At 60.4% G+C, this 16,049-nt stretch carries 16 protein-coding genes; 10 read left to right on the top strand and 6 right to left on the bottom strand.

The features are described 5' to 3' along the window. Positions 1-65 precede the first annotated feature (65 nt). Entirely contained in the window at positions 66-1,166 is a 1,101-nt protein-coding gene (gene dprA / locus ACOI8A_RS20690; RefSeq protein ID WP_420650060.1) for a DNA-processing protein DprA, read from the bottom strand. Positions 1,167-1,245: 79 nt separating this feature from the next. Continuing rightward, positions 1,246-2,271 carry a LysM peptidoglycan-binding domain-containing protein gene (locus ACOI8A_RS20695; RefSeq protein ID WP_420650061.1) on the bottom strand — a complete coding sequence of 342 codons (1,026 nt, stop codon included), beginning with the start codon at positions 2,269-2,271 and terminating at the stop codon, positions 1,246-1,248. Between the two features lie 169 nt (positions 2,272-2,440). Between ACOI8A_RS20695 and def the strand changes: the two genes are divergently transcribed. The 5 genes from def (at position 2,441) to ACOI8A_RS20720 (ending at position 7,149) form a co-directional block, all read left to right on the top strand. Then, entirely contained in the window at positions 2,441-2,947 is a 507-nt protein-coding gene (gene def / locus ACOI8A_RS20700) for a peptide deformylase (RefSeq protein WP_166222103.1), read from the top strand. Between the two features lie 57 nt (positions 2,948-3,004). Beyond that, the gene (fmt, locus tag ACOI8A_RS20705; protein WP_420650062.1) at positions 3,005-3,964 is read left to right on the top strand and encodes a methionyl-tRNA formyltransferase; all 960 of its coding nucleotides are present in this window, start codon (positions 3,005-3,007) and stop codon (positions 3,962-3,964) included. Next, positions 3,961-5,271: a 16S rRNA (cytosine(967)-C(5))-methyltransferase RsmB gene (rsmB, locus tag ACOI8A_RS20710; protein WP_420650063.1), complete on the top strand. Its 1,311-nt coding sequence runs from the start codon at positions 3,961-3,963 to the stop codon at positions 5,269-5,271. The genes fmt and rsmB overlap by 4 nt, the downstream gene beginning before the upstream one ends. Positions 5,272-5,293: 22 nt before the next feature. Then, positions 5,294-6,667: a Trk system potassium transporter TrkA gene (gene trkA, locus ACOI8A_RS20715; RefSeq protein ID WP_420650064.1), complete on the top strand. Its 1,374-nt coding sequence runs from the start codon at positions 5,294-5,296 to the stop codon at positions 6,665-6,667. A gap of 167 nt (positions 6,668-6,834) precedes the next feature. Then, positions 6,835-7,149, top strand: a complete 315-nt coding sequence (locus ACOI8A_RS20720; RefSeq protein ID WP_420650065.1) for a tetratricopeptide repeat protein — start codon at positions 6,835-6,837, stop codon at positions 7,147-7,149. Between the two features lie 4 nt (positions 7,150-7,153). On the opposite strand, the gene ACOI8A_RS20725 is transcribed toward ACOI8A_RS20720, so the two are convergent. The 3 genes from ACOI8A_RS20725 to ACOI8A_RS20735 all read right to left on the bottom strand — a co-directional run bounded on the left by ACOI8A_RS20725 (position 7,154) and on the right by ACOI8A_RS20735 (position 8,966). Then, positions 7,154-7,393 (bottom strand): PilZ domain-containing protein, encoded by a 240-nt coding sequence (locus ACOI8A_RS20725; RefSeq protein WP_420650066.1) that lies wholly within the window; start codon positions 7,391-7,393, stop codon positions 7,154-7,156. Between the two features lie 87 nt (positions 7,394-7,480). After that, positions 7,481-8,368: a lysophospholipid acyltransferase gene (locus ACOI8A_RS20730; RefSeq protein ID WP_420650067.1), complete on the bottom strand. Its 888-nt coding sequence runs from the start codon at positions 8,366-8,368 to the stop codon at positions 7,481-7,483. A gap of 40 nt (positions 8,369-8,408) precedes the next feature. Beyond that, positions 8,409-8,966: a DNA-3-methyladenine glycosylase I gene (locus ACOI8A_RS20735; protein ID WP_420650068.1), complete on the bottom strand. Its 558-nt coding sequence runs from the start codon at positions 8,964-8,966 to the stop codon at positions 8,409-8,411. Between the two features lie 81 nt (positions 8,967-9,047). On the opposite strand from ACOI8A_RS20735, the gene glyQ reads away from it, so the two are divergent. From glyQ to ACOI8A_RS20755, 4 genes are all read left to right on the top strand, one after another. Further along, on the top strand, positions 9,048-10,001 hold the full coding sequence (gene glyQ / locus ACOI8A_RS20740; protein WP_420650069.1) for a glycine--tRNA ligase subunit alpha: 954 nt from the start codon (positions 9,048-9,050) through the stop codon (positions 9,999-10,001). Further along, positions 9,998-12,052, top strand: a complete 2,055-nt coding sequence (gene glyS / locus ACOI8A_RS20745) for a glycine--tRNA ligase subunit beta (RefSeq protein WP_420650070.1) — start codon at positions 9,998-10,000, stop codon at positions 12,050-12,052. The genes glyQ and glyS overlap by 4 nt, the downstream gene beginning before the upstream one ends. A 6-nt stretch (positions 12,053-12,058) precedes the next feature. Further along, complete coding sequence (gene gmhB / locus ACOI8A_RS20750; RefSeq protein WP_420650071.1) at positions 12,059-12,592, top strand: D-glycero-beta-D-manno-heptose 1,7-bisphosphate 7-phosphatase; 534 nt, start codon at positions 12,059-12,061, stop codon at positions 12,590-12,592. Between the two features lie 82 nt (positions 12,593-12,674). After that, a complete protein-coding gene (locus tag ACOI8A_RS20755; RefSeq protein WP_420650072.1) occupies positions 12,675-13,454 on the top strand; it encodes a lysophospholipid acyltransferase family protein in 780 nt (259 codons plus the stop codon). A 169-nt stretch (positions 13,455-13,623) separates the two neighbouring features. On the opposite strand, the gene ACOI8A_RS20760 is transcribed toward ACOI8A_RS20755, so the two are convergent. Further along, positions 13,624-15,153: a sensor histidine kinase gene (locus ACOI8A_RS20760; RefSeq protein WP_420650073.1), complete on the bottom strand. Its 1,530-nt coding sequence runs from the start codon at positions 15,151-15,153 to the stop codon at positions 13,624-13,626. A gap of 144 nt (positions 15,154-15,297) precedes the next feature. On the opposite strand from ACOI8A_RS20760, the gene ACOI8A_RS20765 reads away from it, so the two are divergent. After that, positions 15,298-16,017: a response regulator transcription factor gene (locus ACOI8A_RS20765; protein ID WP_420657808.1), complete on the top strand. Its 720-nt coding sequence runs from the start codon at positions 15,298-15,300 to the stop codon at positions 16,015-16,017. Positions 16,018-16,049: the final 32 nt, after the last annotated feature.

Here is a 16,049-nt window from a genome sequence, read left to right on the forward strand (position 1 = left end):
ACTCTCCGCAAACAGGTTTCGCGCAGTTTACCGATCTTCAATGTAAATCCCAGCCTGTATGAACGTTAGATCATGCGCGCAAACCAGCGGCCGTTTTCGCAGACTGCGCGGCCGTCCATCTCCAGCTCGGTCAATGCGGCCAGCACTTTGGGCAGCGCCCAGCCACTGCTGTCGACCAGCCCTTCGCTGGTGTGCGGTGCCGCGTGCAGCAGGCGCAATAGTGGGTTATCCACGCTCGTCGTCGCCTCCGACATCGGCAAATGCTGCCAGCCGCGCAACGCTTCGAGGATGTGTTCGATGGTTTCCACCAGCACCGCGCCGTCGCGGATCAACTGATGGCAGCCGCGCGCACCGGGGTGATGGATCGAGCCTGGAATCGCATACACCTCGCGCCCCTGTTCCGCGGCCAGCCGTGCGGTGATCAGCGATCCGCTGGCCACACTTGCCTCGACTACCAGCACGCCAAGGGACAAGCCGCTGATGATCCGGTTGCGTCTGGGGAAGTTGCTGGCGCTCGGCCCGGCGTCCAGCGGAAACTCGGAAAGCACCGCGCTGCCCGCGGCGATCATGTCGTCGGCCAGACGTCGATTGCGTTGTGGATAAAATTTTTCCAGCCCCGTCCCAAGTACCCCGACGGTTTGCCCGCCGACATCCAGCGCGGCTTGATGCGCGGCCGCATCAATGCCCAGCGCCAGGCCACTGGTGATCACGAAACCGGCCCCGGCCAGGCTGCGGGAAAACGCGGCGGCGGTGTCCATGCCCGGGCGTGATGCGCGGCGACTGCCAACCATCGCCAACTGCGGTTTTTCAAGAATCAGTGGGTCGCCAGCGACGAACAGCAGCGGCGGCGGGTCGGGAATCTGCGCCAGCAGTGCCGGGTAATCCGGCTGATCCCACATCAACAAATGCTGGCCCGGCCGCTCTAGCCAGCGCATCGCGTGGCTGGCGCCATCGCGCACCTCCGGGCAACGCCGTGCTTCGGCACACGCCGCCGGCAATCCCAACGCGCGCCAGGCACTGGCCGGCGCGCTGATTGCCTTGGAGGCCGAACCAAACGCCTCGAGCAGTCTGGCAAAACGTTTCGGGCCGATTTCCGGCAGGCGGTGCAGGCGCAAACGCGCCTCCAGTTCCGCCGGGGAAATCGGAGTACATACGGACATCATCATGGATCATCCTTGACCGTTCTAAGCCCCGAACCATTCGGAACAAGCTGTGGATAAGTCTGTTGGTAACTTGTTAAGCCAGCTAAGGATTTCGCACCTTGTCGAGCACCGCCAGCGAGCGCGATGCGTTGAGCACGAGGCCGTAACTGAGTTTGTCGTAGGTGCGGAACACCATCAGCAACCCAGCGCGTTCGTCGGGGATTTTCAGCGGCTGGCCGGTGACCCGGTCGCGTACGGTTTCGCCGGTTTTCATCACCACCAGCACATTGCCTTCGGCCAGACCGTCGCGTTTACCCTTGTTCAAAGTCACAACGTCCATCGCGCCGATCTGTGTGACGCCACGCGGCACGTCGATGATCAGACCATTGATATTGACTTGCGGGGCACTGGGCATGAAGGTCGAATTGATCGAGCGCTCTTCGCCGCTGAACAAGCGGTCGCCGAGGCGGACTTCCTGGGTGGTGCGTTGCAGGGCGAGGGTGGCGACGTCGCCTTCGGTGGCCACAATTTCACCGCCACCGATGTCATCAGCGTTGATCCCCAGAAACTCCTTGGTCTGCGGATCGGTGTACACCTTGCCTTGCCGGAAGATTCCGTAGACCGGCTGGTTCGGGTCGAAATGGCCACGTGCGAAGATCCGGTCACCGGTGCCGCTGAGCACGCGTTCGGCATCGCCGGCGACGATGTACGGCGCTTTGTCGAAGTCCTCGACCTTGTCGACGATGCGGTTGCTCAGCAGAAAGCTGTTGATCGATTTCAGCGGAATGCTCGGAATCGCGTCGGCCACCGGGCTGGTACGGATGCGTGGCGACAGCTTGATCGTGCCGCGTGAGGCGCCGCGATTGAGCATCAGACGCGGCTGGCCGTTGACGTAACTCAGGGTCAGCAGGTCGCCGGGATAGATCAGATTGGGGTTTTCGACCTGCGGATTAGCCTGCCACAGCTGTGGCCACTGCCAGGGTTCGCGCAGGTATTTGCCGGAAATGTCCCAGAGCGTGTCCCCCGAAACCACCGTGTATTGCTGTGGAAAACCTTCCTTGAGCTGCACTTGCCCATGCGCTGCCCCGGCCGAGACCAGAAACAGCAGGGCGAGTAGTGATTTCCTCATGCGGTGAATCCCTTTATTATGTGCGTTCGCGTGAAACGCCAGAGCCCCCGTGGCTCGCTCCGTGCTCTATTCTGAAAAGCACGGCGCTACGTTTCACAACGGTAGCCTGCATCTTCGGACCTGCCAGGCCATCGCCCGACTTTACTCAACGCGTGCAGCAATCAAGCCTATGGCCATTTTAAACATCCTCGAATTCCCGGACCCGCGTCTGCGCACTATCGCCAAGCCTGTGGCCGTAGTGGACGACGAAGTGCGTCAGTTGGTCGATGACATGTTTGAAACAATGTATGAAGCGCCGGGCATCGGCCTTGCCGCGACCCAGGTCAACGTGCACAAACGTATCGTCGTGATGGACCTTTCCGAAGACCGCACCGAGCCACGGGTGTTCATCAACCCCGAGTTCGAATCGCTGACCGAAGAAATGGAGCAATACCAGGAAGGCTGCCTCTCGGTACCGGGCTTTTACGAAAACGTCGACCGTCCGCAGAAGGTCAAGATCAAGGCTCTGGACCGCGACGGCAAGCCTTACGAACTGATCGCCGAAGGCTTGCTCGCGGTGTGCATCCAGCACGAATGCGACCACCTCAACGGCAAATTGTTCGTCGATTACCTGTCCACGCTCAAACGCGATCGCATCAAGAAGAAGCTGGAAAAGCTTCATCGCCAGAACGCTTGATGCCCTCCTTCAAAGGCTTGCTGCGGCAAGCCTTTTTCTTTTTGTGAGAACCTTCTGATGACCGAGCCACTGCGCATTGTCTTTGCCGGCACCCCGGAATTCGCCGCCGAACACCTCAAGGCCCTGTTAAACAGCCCTTACGAGATCGTCGCGGTCTACACCCAACCGGATCGCCCGGCCGGTCGCGGGCAAAAACTCATGCCGAGCCCGGTCAAGCAGCTCGCGCTGGAAAATAACATCCAGGTCTTGCAGCCGCCGACTCTGCGCAATGAAGACGCGCAGGCCGAACTCGCCGCGCTGAAGCCGGACTTGATGGTGGTGGTCGCTTATGGCCTGATCCTGCCGCAAGTGGTGCTGGATATTCCCCGCCTGGGTTGCATCAACAGTCACGCCTCACTGTTGCCGCGCTGGCGCGGTGCAGCGCCGATTCAACGTGCTGTGGAAGCCGGCGACGCTGAAAGCGGCGTGACCGTGATGCGCATGGAAGCCGGCCTCGACACCGGGCCGATGCTGCTCAAAGTCGTCACCCCGATCAGCGCCGAAGACACCGGCGGCAGCCTGCACGACCGCCTCGCGGAAATGGGTCCTCCGGCTGTGGTGCAAGCGATTGCCGGTCTGGCCGCTGGCACGCTGCAAGGCGAAGTGCAGGACGACAGCCTCGCCACCTACGCACACAAACTCAACAAGGACGAAGCACGCATCGACTGGAGCCGTCCGGCGGTCGAGCTGGAACGTCTGGTACGCGCTTTCAATCCTTGGCCGATCACCCACAGCACGCTGAATGGCGAAGCGCTGAAAGTGCTGGCGGCCACACTGGCCGAGGGCAGCGGCAAACCGGGCGCGATTCTCGGCGCCAGCAAGGACGGTCTGATCGTCGCCTGCGGTGAACAAGCCCTGTGCCTGACCCGTCTGCAATTGCCCGGCGGTAAAGCGCTGAACTTCAGCGACCTGTTCAACAGCCGTCGTGAGAAATTCGCCGTCGGCACGATTCTCGGCGCAACGGTGGACGCGCAATGAACCCGCGTCTGGCCGCCGCCAAGGCACTCGCCGCTGTCCTGAGCGGCAAAGCCTCGCTCAACAGCTCCCTGCCGACGCAACTGGATAAGGTCGAGGATCGCGATCGCGGTTTCACTCAGGATCTGGCGTTCGGCACCGCGCGTTGGCAGCCACGCCTGTCGGCGCTGGCAGCCAAGCTGTTGCAGAAACCCTTCAAGGCTGCCGACGCCGATGTCGAAGCGCTGCTGCTCGTCGGTCTCTATCAACTGCTCTACACCCGGGTGCCGCCGCACGCGGCCATCGGTGAAACCGTGGGTTGCGCCGAGAAGCTGAAAAAGCCGTGGGCCAAAGCGTTGCTCAACGCCGTGTTGCGTAATGCACAGCGCGAAAGTGAGGCGATTTTCGCCGAACTGGAGCGAGACCCGGTGGTGCGTACCGCTCACCCGCGCTGGCTGCAAAAATCCCTTAAGGCTTTCTGGCCGGAACAGTGGGAGGCGATCTGCGAAGCCAACAATGCGCATCCGCCGATGATCCTGCGGGTCAACCGCCGCCACCACAGCCGCGACGCTTACCTTGGCTTGCTGACTGAAGCCGGGATCGCCGCGACGCCGTGCATTTACAGCGGTGACGGCATCATTCTCGAAGCGGCCAGCGACGTGCGCAGCCTGCCGGGTTTTGCTGAAGGCTGGATCAGCGTGCAGGACGAAGCCGCGCAACTCGCCGCCGACCTGCTTGACCTCGCGCCGGGCCAACGCGTGCTCGACGCCTGCTGCGCACCCGGGGGCAAGACCTGCCACATCCTCGAAGCCGAACCGGCGCTGGCCGGCGTGGTGGCGGTGGATCTGGAAGCCAAGCGTCTGGTGCGCGTCAGGGAAAACCTTGAACGCCTCGGCCTGAGCGCCGAACTGATCGCCGCCGACGGTCGCGACACGGCCAAGTGGTGGGACGGCAAACCGTTTCAGCGCATCCTGCTCGACGCGCCATGTTCGGCGACGGGTGTGATCCGCCGGCATCCGGACATCAAGCTCACGCGTCAGGCCGATGACATCGCCGCTCTCGCGACCCTGCAAGGCGAGCTGCTCGACGCCATGTGGCAGACCCTCGAAGTCGGCGGCATTCTGCTCTACGCCACGTGCTCGACCTTGCCGACCGAGAACACCGAAGTCATCGCCGCGTTCCTTGAGCGCACGCCCGGCGCCCGCGAGCTGGATCTGGCCACCACGGCCGGGATCAAACAGCCGCATGGTCGCCAATTGCTGGCCCAGCAGGGCGGGCATGACGGGTTCTACTACGCCAAGCTGATCAAGATCGCTGCCGCGCGCGGCTAAACGGATTCAACGGAGTGACTGGATGAAAATCATCATCCTCGGTGCGGGACAGGTCGGCGGTTCGCTGGCGGAACATTTGGCCAGCGAGGCCAACGACATCACGGTGGTCGACACCGACGGCGAGCGCCTGCGCGACCTCGGTGACCGGCTCGACATCCGCACCGTGCAGGGCCGTGGCTCGCTGCCGACCATCCTGCGTCAGGCCGGTGCCGACGACGCCGACATGCTGGTGGCGGTGACCAACAGCGACGAAACCAACATGATTGCCTGTCAGGTCGCGCACACGCTGTTCCACACGCCGACCAAGATTGCCCGGGTGCGCGAAGCGTCCTACCTGACCCGCGACGAGCTGTTCGACAACGAAGCGATTCCCGTCGACGTTCTGATCAGCCCCGAGCAGGTGGTGACCAATTACATCAAACGCCTGATCCAGCATCCCGGCGCTTTGCAGGTGATCGACTTCGCCGAAGGCAAGGCGCAACTGGTGGCGGTGCGCGCCTATTACGGCGGGCCGCTGGTGGGCCAGCAACTGCGCCAGTTGCGTGAGCACATGCCGAATGTGGAAACCCGCGTAGCGGCGATTTTCCGCCGTGACCGGCCGATCCTGCCGCAGGGCGACACGGTAATCGAGGCCGATGACGAAGTCTTTTTCATCGCCGCCCGTGCGAACATTCGCGCAGTGATGAGCGAAATGCGCCGCCTCGACGAAACCTACAAACGCATCGTGATTGCCGGCGGCGGACAGATCGGCGAGCGCCTGGCCGAAGCCATCGAAAGCCGTTATCAGGTGAAGATCATCGAGATGAACCCGGCGCGTTGCCGTTATCTCTCGGACACGCTCGACAGCACCGTGGTGTTGCAGGGCAGCGCCTCAGACCGCGACCTGCTGCTGGAAGAAAATATCGCCGACGCGGATATCTTCCTCGCGCTGACCAACGATGACGAAGCCAACATCATGTCGTCGCTGCTGGCCAAACGGCTGGGGGCGAAGAAAGTCATGACGATCATCAACAACCCGGCCTACGTCGACCTGATCCAGGGCGGCGACATCGATATCGCCATCAGTCCGCAACTGGCAACCATCGGCACCTTGCTCGCCCACGTGCGGCGTGGCGATATCGTCAGCGTGCACTCGTTGCGCCGCGGCGCTGCCGAAGCCATCGAAGCGGTAGCGCATGGCGATTCGAAGTCGAGCAAGGTCATCGGCAAGGCCATCGAAAACATCGCGCTGCCGCCAGGCACTACCATCGGCGCGATCATCCGGGCAGAAGAAGTGATCATCGCCCACGACAACACGGTGATCGAGGCGGGCGACCACGTGATCCTGTTCCTTGTGGATAAAAAGCATATCCGCGATGTGGAGAAGCTGTTCCATGTCGGTCTGAGCTTCTTCTGATCCTGATTTTTCTGTGTCTGTTATGACCTCATCGCTGGCTTGCCAGCTCCCACAGGGTTTGGGGTTGTTCAATAATGTGATGTACACCAGAGATCCCTGTGGGAGCTAGCTTGCCAGCGATGGCGGCGCCACAGATTTCCCCTGACACCCCGAAAAGGAATCCACCAATGCTCGAATCCCTGGAAAAAATGCTCGCCAAGGGTGTGGATAACTCATTGCTGCGCTTTGGCCTGGGCAAGGGTTATCTGGATCTGGGGGAGAATGCCAAGGCTGCCGCGCACTTCCAGCGCTGTGTCGAGCTAGACCCGAAATATTCGGCTGCGTGGAAACTGCTCGGCAAGGCGCATCAGACGCTGGGCGATCACGCCGCCGCGCGTCAGGCGTGGGAGCAGGGTCTGGAAGCCGCCCGCGCCCATGGCGACAAGCAGGCAGAGAAAGAAATGACGGTGTTTCTGAAAAAGCTCGAACGGCAAGCGCCGTGATCGATCAGAGATAACGCAGACCGATGCCCTCGGCATCGACCATCACTACTTCCATGCGCACTCGTGGCGCACCTGTGGGTAAATCCTGCACCTGGCCATAGACCACCGCGCCGGTGGGCAATCCGGCGAGACGCGGATGCTGAACGTAGACGCCCGTAGTAGACAGATTGCGCGTCTGCCCCAGGCATTCGCCGAAGCTTTCGTGGGTGATCTTGATGCGAAATGATTTGCGGTGTTCGGACATCTTCTGCGCCCTTGAATGAACGGTTGTGGATAACCTTCCCGCAGGAAGTTATCCACAGATCATGCCAAATGCATCAATCCAAATGCATCAATACCAGCGTTCTTCGCCCGGCGGCCGTTTCTTGAAGCGCTTCATGCTCCACATGTACTGGCTCGGATACGCCGCCACATAGCGCTCGACCACCTGGCTCATCGCCGCGCAGGAAGTCTCGGTATCGGTGCTGTACATGGCTTCCGGTGCGGCTTCGAGGATTACCTTGTAGCCGGAACCGTCCGGCAGCCGCAGCGCGTGCAGAAACACGCCGACGGCTTTGTGCCCGGCGAGCATGTTCGGCACGAATTTGCTGGTCAGCGCTTGAGTGGCAAAGAACGGCACGAAGATCCCGGCGGATTCGGCCGGTTCCGGGTCAGCGGGAATGCCCACTGCACCACCTTTGCGCACTTCCTTGATCACGCTGAGGATGCCTTCTTTGGTTGAGGCCGCAACCTTGTTACCCAGTTGCACGCGCTGCTTGCGCAGCAAGTCATCCACAGCCTTGAGCTTGGGCGGGCGGTAGAAAATGATCGGTTTGCACTGGCTGCAATAGAAGTGGTTAAGCACTTCCCAGTTGCCGAGGTGACTGGTGATGCCGACCACGCCTTTGCCCGAGGCCAATGCATCCTTGAGCACGTCGAGGCCTTCGACTTCGCGCACCAGATCAATGGAACGCTGAGCCGGCCAGATCCATGCACAGGCGCTTTCGGTCAGGGACTTGCCGATGTCTTTCAGGCTCTGGCCGACCAGACGCTCGCGCTCGGCCGCATCCATCTGTGGAAAACACTTGGCGAGATTGATCCGCACCACGTCGCGGGAGCGGTTGGGGGTTTTCCACATGATCCAGCCGATCGCCGAACCCACGGCTTGCACGGCCCGCCACGGCAGCAGGGCAAACAGCCGCAGAGCGCCTACCAGCAAGGCGCCTTTAAACTTTTCCACAGGTCACTCCTGATCTTGTGCGGTGCGCGAGGCGGCCATTCTAACCGCCGTTGGCGAGCTGCGCGTAGCGGTCGCAGTCCTGGGTGTGATCCATGACCATGCCCGAGGCCTGCATCAGCGCGTAGCAAATGGTCGGACCAACGAAGGTGAAACCAGCCTTTTTCAAGGCTTTGCTCATGGCCACGGCTTGCGGGGTGATGGCCGGGACTTCGCTGCGATCCTTGAAATGATTGATCACCGGCGTACCGTCGACGAACGACCAGAGAAACTTCACCGGGTCTTCCAGCGCCAGCCAGGCTTGCGCATTACGTCGGGCGGCATTCAATTTGAGACGGTTGCGAATGATCCCCGGATCGAGCATCAACTCAGCGATTTCCGCATCGCTCATCTGCGCCACGCGCTGCACGTCGAAGCCGAACAACACCTCGCGATAGCGCTCGCGCTTGCGCAACACGGTGATCCACGACAGGCCGGCCTGGAACCCTTCGAGCAAAAGCAACTCGAACAAACCCTGCGCATCGCGTAGCGGCGTGCCCCACTCCTGATCGTGATAAGCCATGTACAGCGGATCTTCAGAACACCAAAAGCAGCGTGGCATAAGGCTCCAGGGGGTGGAGGCGCGACTGAATCGGGTATACTCCCGCTCTTTAAATCGCAGCCCAAGAAACAGGTGAATTTCGTGAGCCAGCCTACGCCAGCCGTGCGTACCTTCCAAGACTTGATCCTCGCGCTCCAGCAGTACTGGGCCGAGCAAGGTTGTGTGGTACTTCAGCCCTACGATATGGAAGTAGGCGCCGGCACTTTCCACACCGCGACCTTCCTGCGTGCCATCGGCCCGGAAACCTGGAACGCCGCTTACGTGCAGCCAAGCCGCCGTCCGACTGACGGCCGTTATGGCGAAAACCCGAACCGTCTGCAGCACTACTATCAGTTCCAGGTAGTCCTGAAGCCGAACCCGGACAACTTCCAGGAGCTGTACCTGGGCTCGCTCAAGCTTGTCGGCCTCGACCCATTGGTCCACGACATCCGCTTCGTCGAAGACAACTGGGAATCGCCGACCCTCGGCGCCTGGGGTCTGGGCTGGGAAGTCTGGCTCAACGGCATGGAAGTGACCCAGTTCACCTACTTCCAGCAAGCGGGCGGTATCGAGTGCTACCCGGTGACCGGCGAGATCACCTACGGTCTCGAGCGTCTGGCCATGTACCTGCAAGGCGTGGATTCGGTTTACGACCTGGTCTGGGCTGACGGTCCGATGGGCAAAGTCACCTACGGCGACGTGTTCCACCAGAACGAAGTGGAGCAGTCCACTTACAACTTCGAACACGCCAACGTCGACAAGCTGTTCGAACTGTTCGACTTCTATGAAAGCGAAGCCAAGCGCCTGATCGAGCTCGATCAACCGCTGCCGTTGCCGAGCTACGAAATGGTCCTGAAGGCCTCGCACACCTTCAACCTGCTGGATGCGCGCCGGGCAATCTCGGTGACCGCGCGTCAGCAATACATCCTGCGCGTACGCACCCTGGCGCGTTCCGTCGCCCAAGCCTACCTGCTGGCTCGCGCCAAGCTGGGCTTCCCGATGGCAACCCCGGACCTGCGTGACGAAGTACTGGCCAAGCTGGAGGCTGCACAATGAGTGCGCAAGATTTTCTGGTTGAACTGGGCACCGAAGAACTGCCACCCAAAGCCCTGAACACTTTGGCTGACGCGTTCCTCGCCGGGATCGACAAGGGCCTGCAAGCTGCCGGTCTGAGCTACGAAGCAAAAACCGTGTACGCCGCGCCGCGTCGTCTCGCTGTGCTGATTACCGCGCTGGCCACCCAGCAACCGGATCGCAGCATCAACCTCGACGGCCCGCCACGTCAGGCTGCCTTTGATGCTGAAGGCAACCCGACTCAGGCCGCGCTGGGCTTCGCCAAGAAGTGCGGCGTCGATCTGAGCGAAATCGATCAAAGCGGCCCGAAACTGCGCTACAGCCAGAGCATCGCCGGCAAGCCGACTGCGAGCCTGCTGCCGACCATCGTCGAAGATTCGCTGAATGACCTGCCGATCCCGAAACGCATGCGTTGGGGTGCACGCAAGGAAGAATTCGTGCGTCCGACCCAATGGCTGGTGATGCTGCTCGGTGACCAGGTCATCGACTGCACGATCCTCGCGCAAAAGGCTGGCCGTGACTCCCGTGGGCACCGCTTCCACCACCCGGAAAGCGTGCGCATCAGTTCGCCGTCGAGCTACCTGGCCGACCTGCGTGCCGCTTATGTATTGGCCGATGCCAACGAGCGTCGCGCAATCATCAGCAAGCGCACCGAAGAACTGGCGACGATGCAGGAAGGCACGGCGATTGTGCCGCCAGCCCTGCTCGACGAAGTGACCGCGCTGGTTGAATGGCCGGTGCCGCTGGTCTGCTCGTTCGAGGAACGTTTCCTCGACGTGCCGCAGGAAGCGCTGATCACCACCATGCAGGACAACCAGAAGTACTTCTGCCTGCTGGACGCCGATGGCAAGTTGCTGCCGCGTTTCATCACCGTGGCCAACATCGAATCGAAGGATCCGCAGCAGATCGTCGCCGGTAACGAGAAAGTGGTTCGCCCACGTCTGACCGACGCCGAATTCTTCTTCAAGCAAGACAAGAAGCAGAAACTCGAAACGTTCAACGATCGCCTGAAGAACGTAGTGTTCCAGGAAAAACTCGGCAGCGTTTACGACAAGGCCGAGCGCGTTTCGAAACTGGCGGCTTACATCGCCGCCCGCATCGGCGGCAACGCTTCGTGGGCTGCCCGCGCAGGCTTGTTGTCGAAATGCGACCTGGCCACCGAAATGGTCGGCGAGTTCCCGGAGATGCAAGGCGTCGCCGGTTACTACTACGCCCTCAACGACGGCGAGCCGGAAGATGTCGCGCTGGCACTGAACGAGCAGTACATGCCGCGTGGCGCTGGCGCTGAATTGCCGGCGACCCTGACCGGTGCAGCCGTGGCCATCGCCGACAAACTCGACACTCTGGTCGGAATCTTCGGCATCGGCATGCTGCCCACCGGCAGCAAAGACCCGTATGCCCTGCGCCGTGCCGCTCTCGGCGTGCTGCGTATCCTGATCGAGAAGAAACTCGATCTGGATCTGAACGACGCCGTGGCTTTCGCCGTGAGTGCGTTCGGTGCCAAGGTCAAGGCTGCCGGCCTTAACGAATCGGTGTTGGACTTCATCTTCGACCGTCTGCGTGCGCGTTACGAAGACGAAGGCGTAGACGTTGCTACCTATCTGTCGGTACGTGCCCTGAAGCCGGGCTCGGCGCTGGATTTCGATCAGCGTGTGCAAGCGGTGCAAGCGTTCCGCAAACTGCCGGAAGCGGCAGCGTTGGCAGCAGTGAACAAGCGTGTGTCGAACCTGATCAGTAAAGCCGAACCAACGATTTTCAATCTGCCCGAGGCTCGTTATTTCGATAATGCTGTGGAGTTTTCTCTTAACTCAGCGATCCAGCAGGCTTACACATCCGTACAGCCTCTAATGGAAAACAGAGAGTACGCCGAAGCATTGGCGCGCTTGGCTGCGCTACGTGAGCCTGTCGATGCTTTCTTCGAAGCTGTGATGGTAAATGCGGAGAACGAGGATGTTCGCAAGAACCGTTATGCCTTGCTGGCTCGACTGCGCGGGTTGTTCCTCAACATCGCTGACATTTCGCTTCTGGGGTAAAACTGTTTGAAACTGCTGATTCTCGATCGGGACGGAGTGATCAATTACGACTCCGACGCTTACATCAAGTCGGTAGAGGAGTGGATTCCGCTGCCCGGCTCGATCGAGGCGATTGCGCAGTTGAGCAAGGCCGGCTGGACCGTGGCGGTCGCCACCAACCAGTCGGGCATTGCTCGCGGCTACTACGACCTCGCCACCCTCGACGCCATGCACGCGCGCCTGCGCGAGCTGGTGGCGGAGCAGGGCGGTGAAGTCGGGCTGATCGTTTATTGCCCACACGGGCCGGATGAGGGCTGCGCTTGCCGCAAACCGAAACCCGGCATGTTGAAGACCATTGCGCAGCATTACGACGTGTCGCTGACGAATGTCTGGTTCGTCGGCGACAGCCTTGGTGACCTGGAGGCCGCCAAAGCCGTCGATTCACAACCTGTTTTGGTAAAGACCGGGAAAGGCGTAAAGACTCAGGGCAAAACCCTGCCGGTTGGCACCCTGATTTTTGATGATCTGGCGGCGATTGCCGCAGAACTTATCCACAACTAGAGTGCTTCTGACGTTCCTGACCAGGGATTGATCGGGAGTGCGCTTGAACAGTCGGGCATTGCCCGTAACGGTAAATGTCGTCATGTCGATACTGCGGGCCATCAGAATTTTTCTCTTTTACCTGCTGCTGGGCACCAGCTCTTTGCTGTGGTGCAGCCTGAGTTTTTTTATCGCGCCATTTTTGCCATTCAAGGCGCGCTATCGCTTCATCAACGTGTACTGGTGCCGCTGCGCCTTGTGGTTGAGCAAGGTGTTCCTCGGGATCACTTACGAAATCAAAGGTGCGCACAACGTGCCTGACCGGCCCTGCGTGATTCAGTCGAACCACCAGAGCACTTGGGAGACTTTCTTTCTCTCCGCATATTTCTCGCCCTTGAGCCAGGTGCTCAAGCGCGAATTGTTGTTCGTGCCGTTCTTCGGCTGGGCCATGGCCATGCTGCGGCCGATTGCGATTGACCGCGACAACCCGAAAGCCGCGCTCAAAGTCGTGGCGAAAAAAGGCGACGAGCTGCTCAAGGACAATGTTTGGGTGCTGATTTTTCCGGAAGGCACGCGCGTTCCGTTCGGCACTGTTGGCAAATTCTCGCGCAGTGGTAGCGCGTTGGCGGTGAATGCCGAGCTTCCGGTGCTGCCGATTGCACACAATGCCGGCAAATTCTGGCCGAAAGCCGGGTGGGGCAAGACGCCCGGCGTGATCACCGTGGTCATCGGCGAACCGATGTACGCCGAAGGCACAGGGCCGCGAGCCATTGCCGCATTGAACGACCGGGTGCAGGCCTGGAATGAGCAGACGCAACGGGAAATGGGTTCGCTGCCACCGGCCGCGCAGGCACCGGCGGAAAGCGACCGGATTGCTGTCTGAGATTTTGTGGATAACCTGTGTACGGTTTTGTTGAAAAACCATGAATACGTTATCTAACTCGTTGATCTACATATATATTTCTTAAGCTCATAAAACTCCGAAAAAGGTGCATAAGTTTTTTTTCGGGCGCAAAAAAGCCGGCTGATATAGCCGGTTTTTTTATGCCTGTTCATTCAGGGATTAGCGGTAACTCCAAGCGGAATGTCGTGCCTTCGTCGATCACGCTGCGGCACTCGATGCGGCCACCATGGTGATCGATCACGGCTTTGACCATCGACAGCCCCAGCCCTACGCCGTCGGTGCCTTGCGCGGATGAAAAGCGCCGGTATTGGGTGAACAGTTCGGGCAGTTCTTGCGCGGCGATGCCTTTGCCTTGGTCCGCGAGTTCGCAGTGCAGCCAGTTCTCGTGACAACTGATCCGCAGGCAGATTTTCGTGTCGGCCGCGCTGTACTTGATCGCGTTCTCCAACAGATTGAACAGCGCTCGAGTCAGCAGGCCCTGGTCAGCCATGATCAGGCGTTCCTGGGATTGCTCGTCGATTTCATGCAGCAGTTCGATGCGTTTTTGTTGGGCGATTGGCAGTGCCTGATCAAGTACGTCGAGAACCAACATGGCGAACAGGCTCGGCTGGAACTGATAAGCCTCCGATTCGGCGCGGGCCAGCAACACGAAACCATCGGTGAGATCGAGTGCTCGACGCACTTGGCGCTCGATCTGCTCGAATAGCGGCGAATCCCCAACCTCATGACGCTGCACATCAAGCAACGCGAGGATCGCCGAGTGCGGTGCACGCAAGTCATGGGAGAGGAAGCGCAGTAGAACTCCGCGTTGTTCCTCGGCGGCGCGCTCGGCACTCAGATCGGTCAGACTCCACAGCCAGCCAATCGGTGTTTCGCCGTCCACCGGCAGCAGCGCGGCGCGTTCCAGACGCAGGCTGCGTTCCTTGTGATCGCGAAACTCCAGCAGCGGCAATTCGGACAGCGCCGGGCGTGGGTCTGTGGACAACTCCGGATAACCCAGATGCGCCAACTGCTCAAGGACATCATCCCCAGCCAGAACGGCGCCAAACAGATCCCGGGCATTGCGGTTGCCCAGCAGAATCTTGCCTTTGGGGTCGCTGATCAACGTCGCGACCGGCAGGTATTCCAGACCATCAGCAATGAAGCGTCGCGTATCGCGGGTGCGACTCATGGCTTGTTCGAGGGCCATGATCTGCCCCTGCAAGCGGTCGGCACTGGGAAACTGCGCACGGCGGCGTTCGGGGAAAACCTTCGGTTCACTGTCGAGCCGCGCCAGTTCCCAGCCGAAATAGGTCAGCACCACACTCAGGCGCCGCCAGTTCCAGATCAGGTAGCCGAATAGCATGCCCAATACCGCGGGCGTTGGTGACCACCAGTGTCTGAGTTCCGCCAGAGCGGCGCTGGACGCTAACGTGCAGGCCATGCCGATCAACGTCACCCACAACGCCAGACGTGGCCGCCATAGCAACAGCCCAAGCACGCAAGCCACCAGCGTCACCGACAACAAGGCGCTCAGCCCTGGGGAGGCGTCATGCAGACTGATTTGCGCACGCCACGAAAGCAGCGCAGTCAGCGGCAACAGCACTAGACTTATCCACAACCACTCGCGCACCAGTTGCCGAAACAAACGCTGCACCTGACTCGGCTCACGGCTTTCATGCCGACGCTGATTATTCATGGCAAACAGGGCAGGGCGGAGTGAATGGATTCATGGGCCACGGGTCTGAGGACGGAGACCCGAAGAATCATAGCGGACGTCGATCAACGGCGGGCCGCTTACTTTCACCGGGGCAAACAGCCCAGCAAGAAGGACACCTCGCGTATGCGCGTTGCAATACTGGACGATGAACCCGCCGAACTGCGCCGGGTCGAGCAGACCCTGCAACAGATGGCCGAAGCCGGGGAGCAGCCGTGGTCACTGCACAGCTTCGAACGTGGTGAAGACCTGCTGCGGCAATTGCGCCGGGAGACCTTCGATCTGTTGATCCTCGATTGGCAATTACCCGATCTGACCGGTTTGGCGTTGCTACGTTGGACTCGCGAACACATGGAGGTGCCACCGGCGGCGATCATGCTCACCAGTCGTGACGGGGAGAGCGATATCGTTCAGGCGCTGAATGCCGGGGCTGATGATTACGTCAGCAAACCGTTTCGGCCCAACGAACTGAAGGCGCGGGTGGCGGCAGTGTTGCGCAGGCACAGTCAGAAACGTACAGCATCAGCGGAAATCTTGAGCTTCAACGATCTGGTGTTCGATGACGCAGAGCTGACTGTCACCCGTGATGGCAAACCGATCATAATGACCGAGCGTGAGTATCGGCTAGCGCATTGTCTGTTCAGCAACTTGGGTCGGCCGTTGTCACGGGATTATCTGTACGAGCGCTTTTGGCCGCATGAAGAAATGTCCACGTCACGACCGCTGGATACGCATATCTATCGACTGCGCAACAAGCTGGGGCTGACGGCGGATCGGGGTTGGCAGTTGCTGACGATTTACGGGTATGGGTATCGGTTGGAGAGTGTGGCGGCCACGGACGCGTAAAGATCAAAAAAAGGCCAACGCAAATGCGTTGG

Origin of the sequence: Pseudomonas sp. P4795 (genome assembly GCF_048822895.1) — a bacterium.
In the GTDB taxonomy this organism is placed as follows: Bacteria; Pseudomonadota; Gammaproteobacteria; order Pseudomonadales; family Pseudomonadaceae; genus Aquipseudomonas.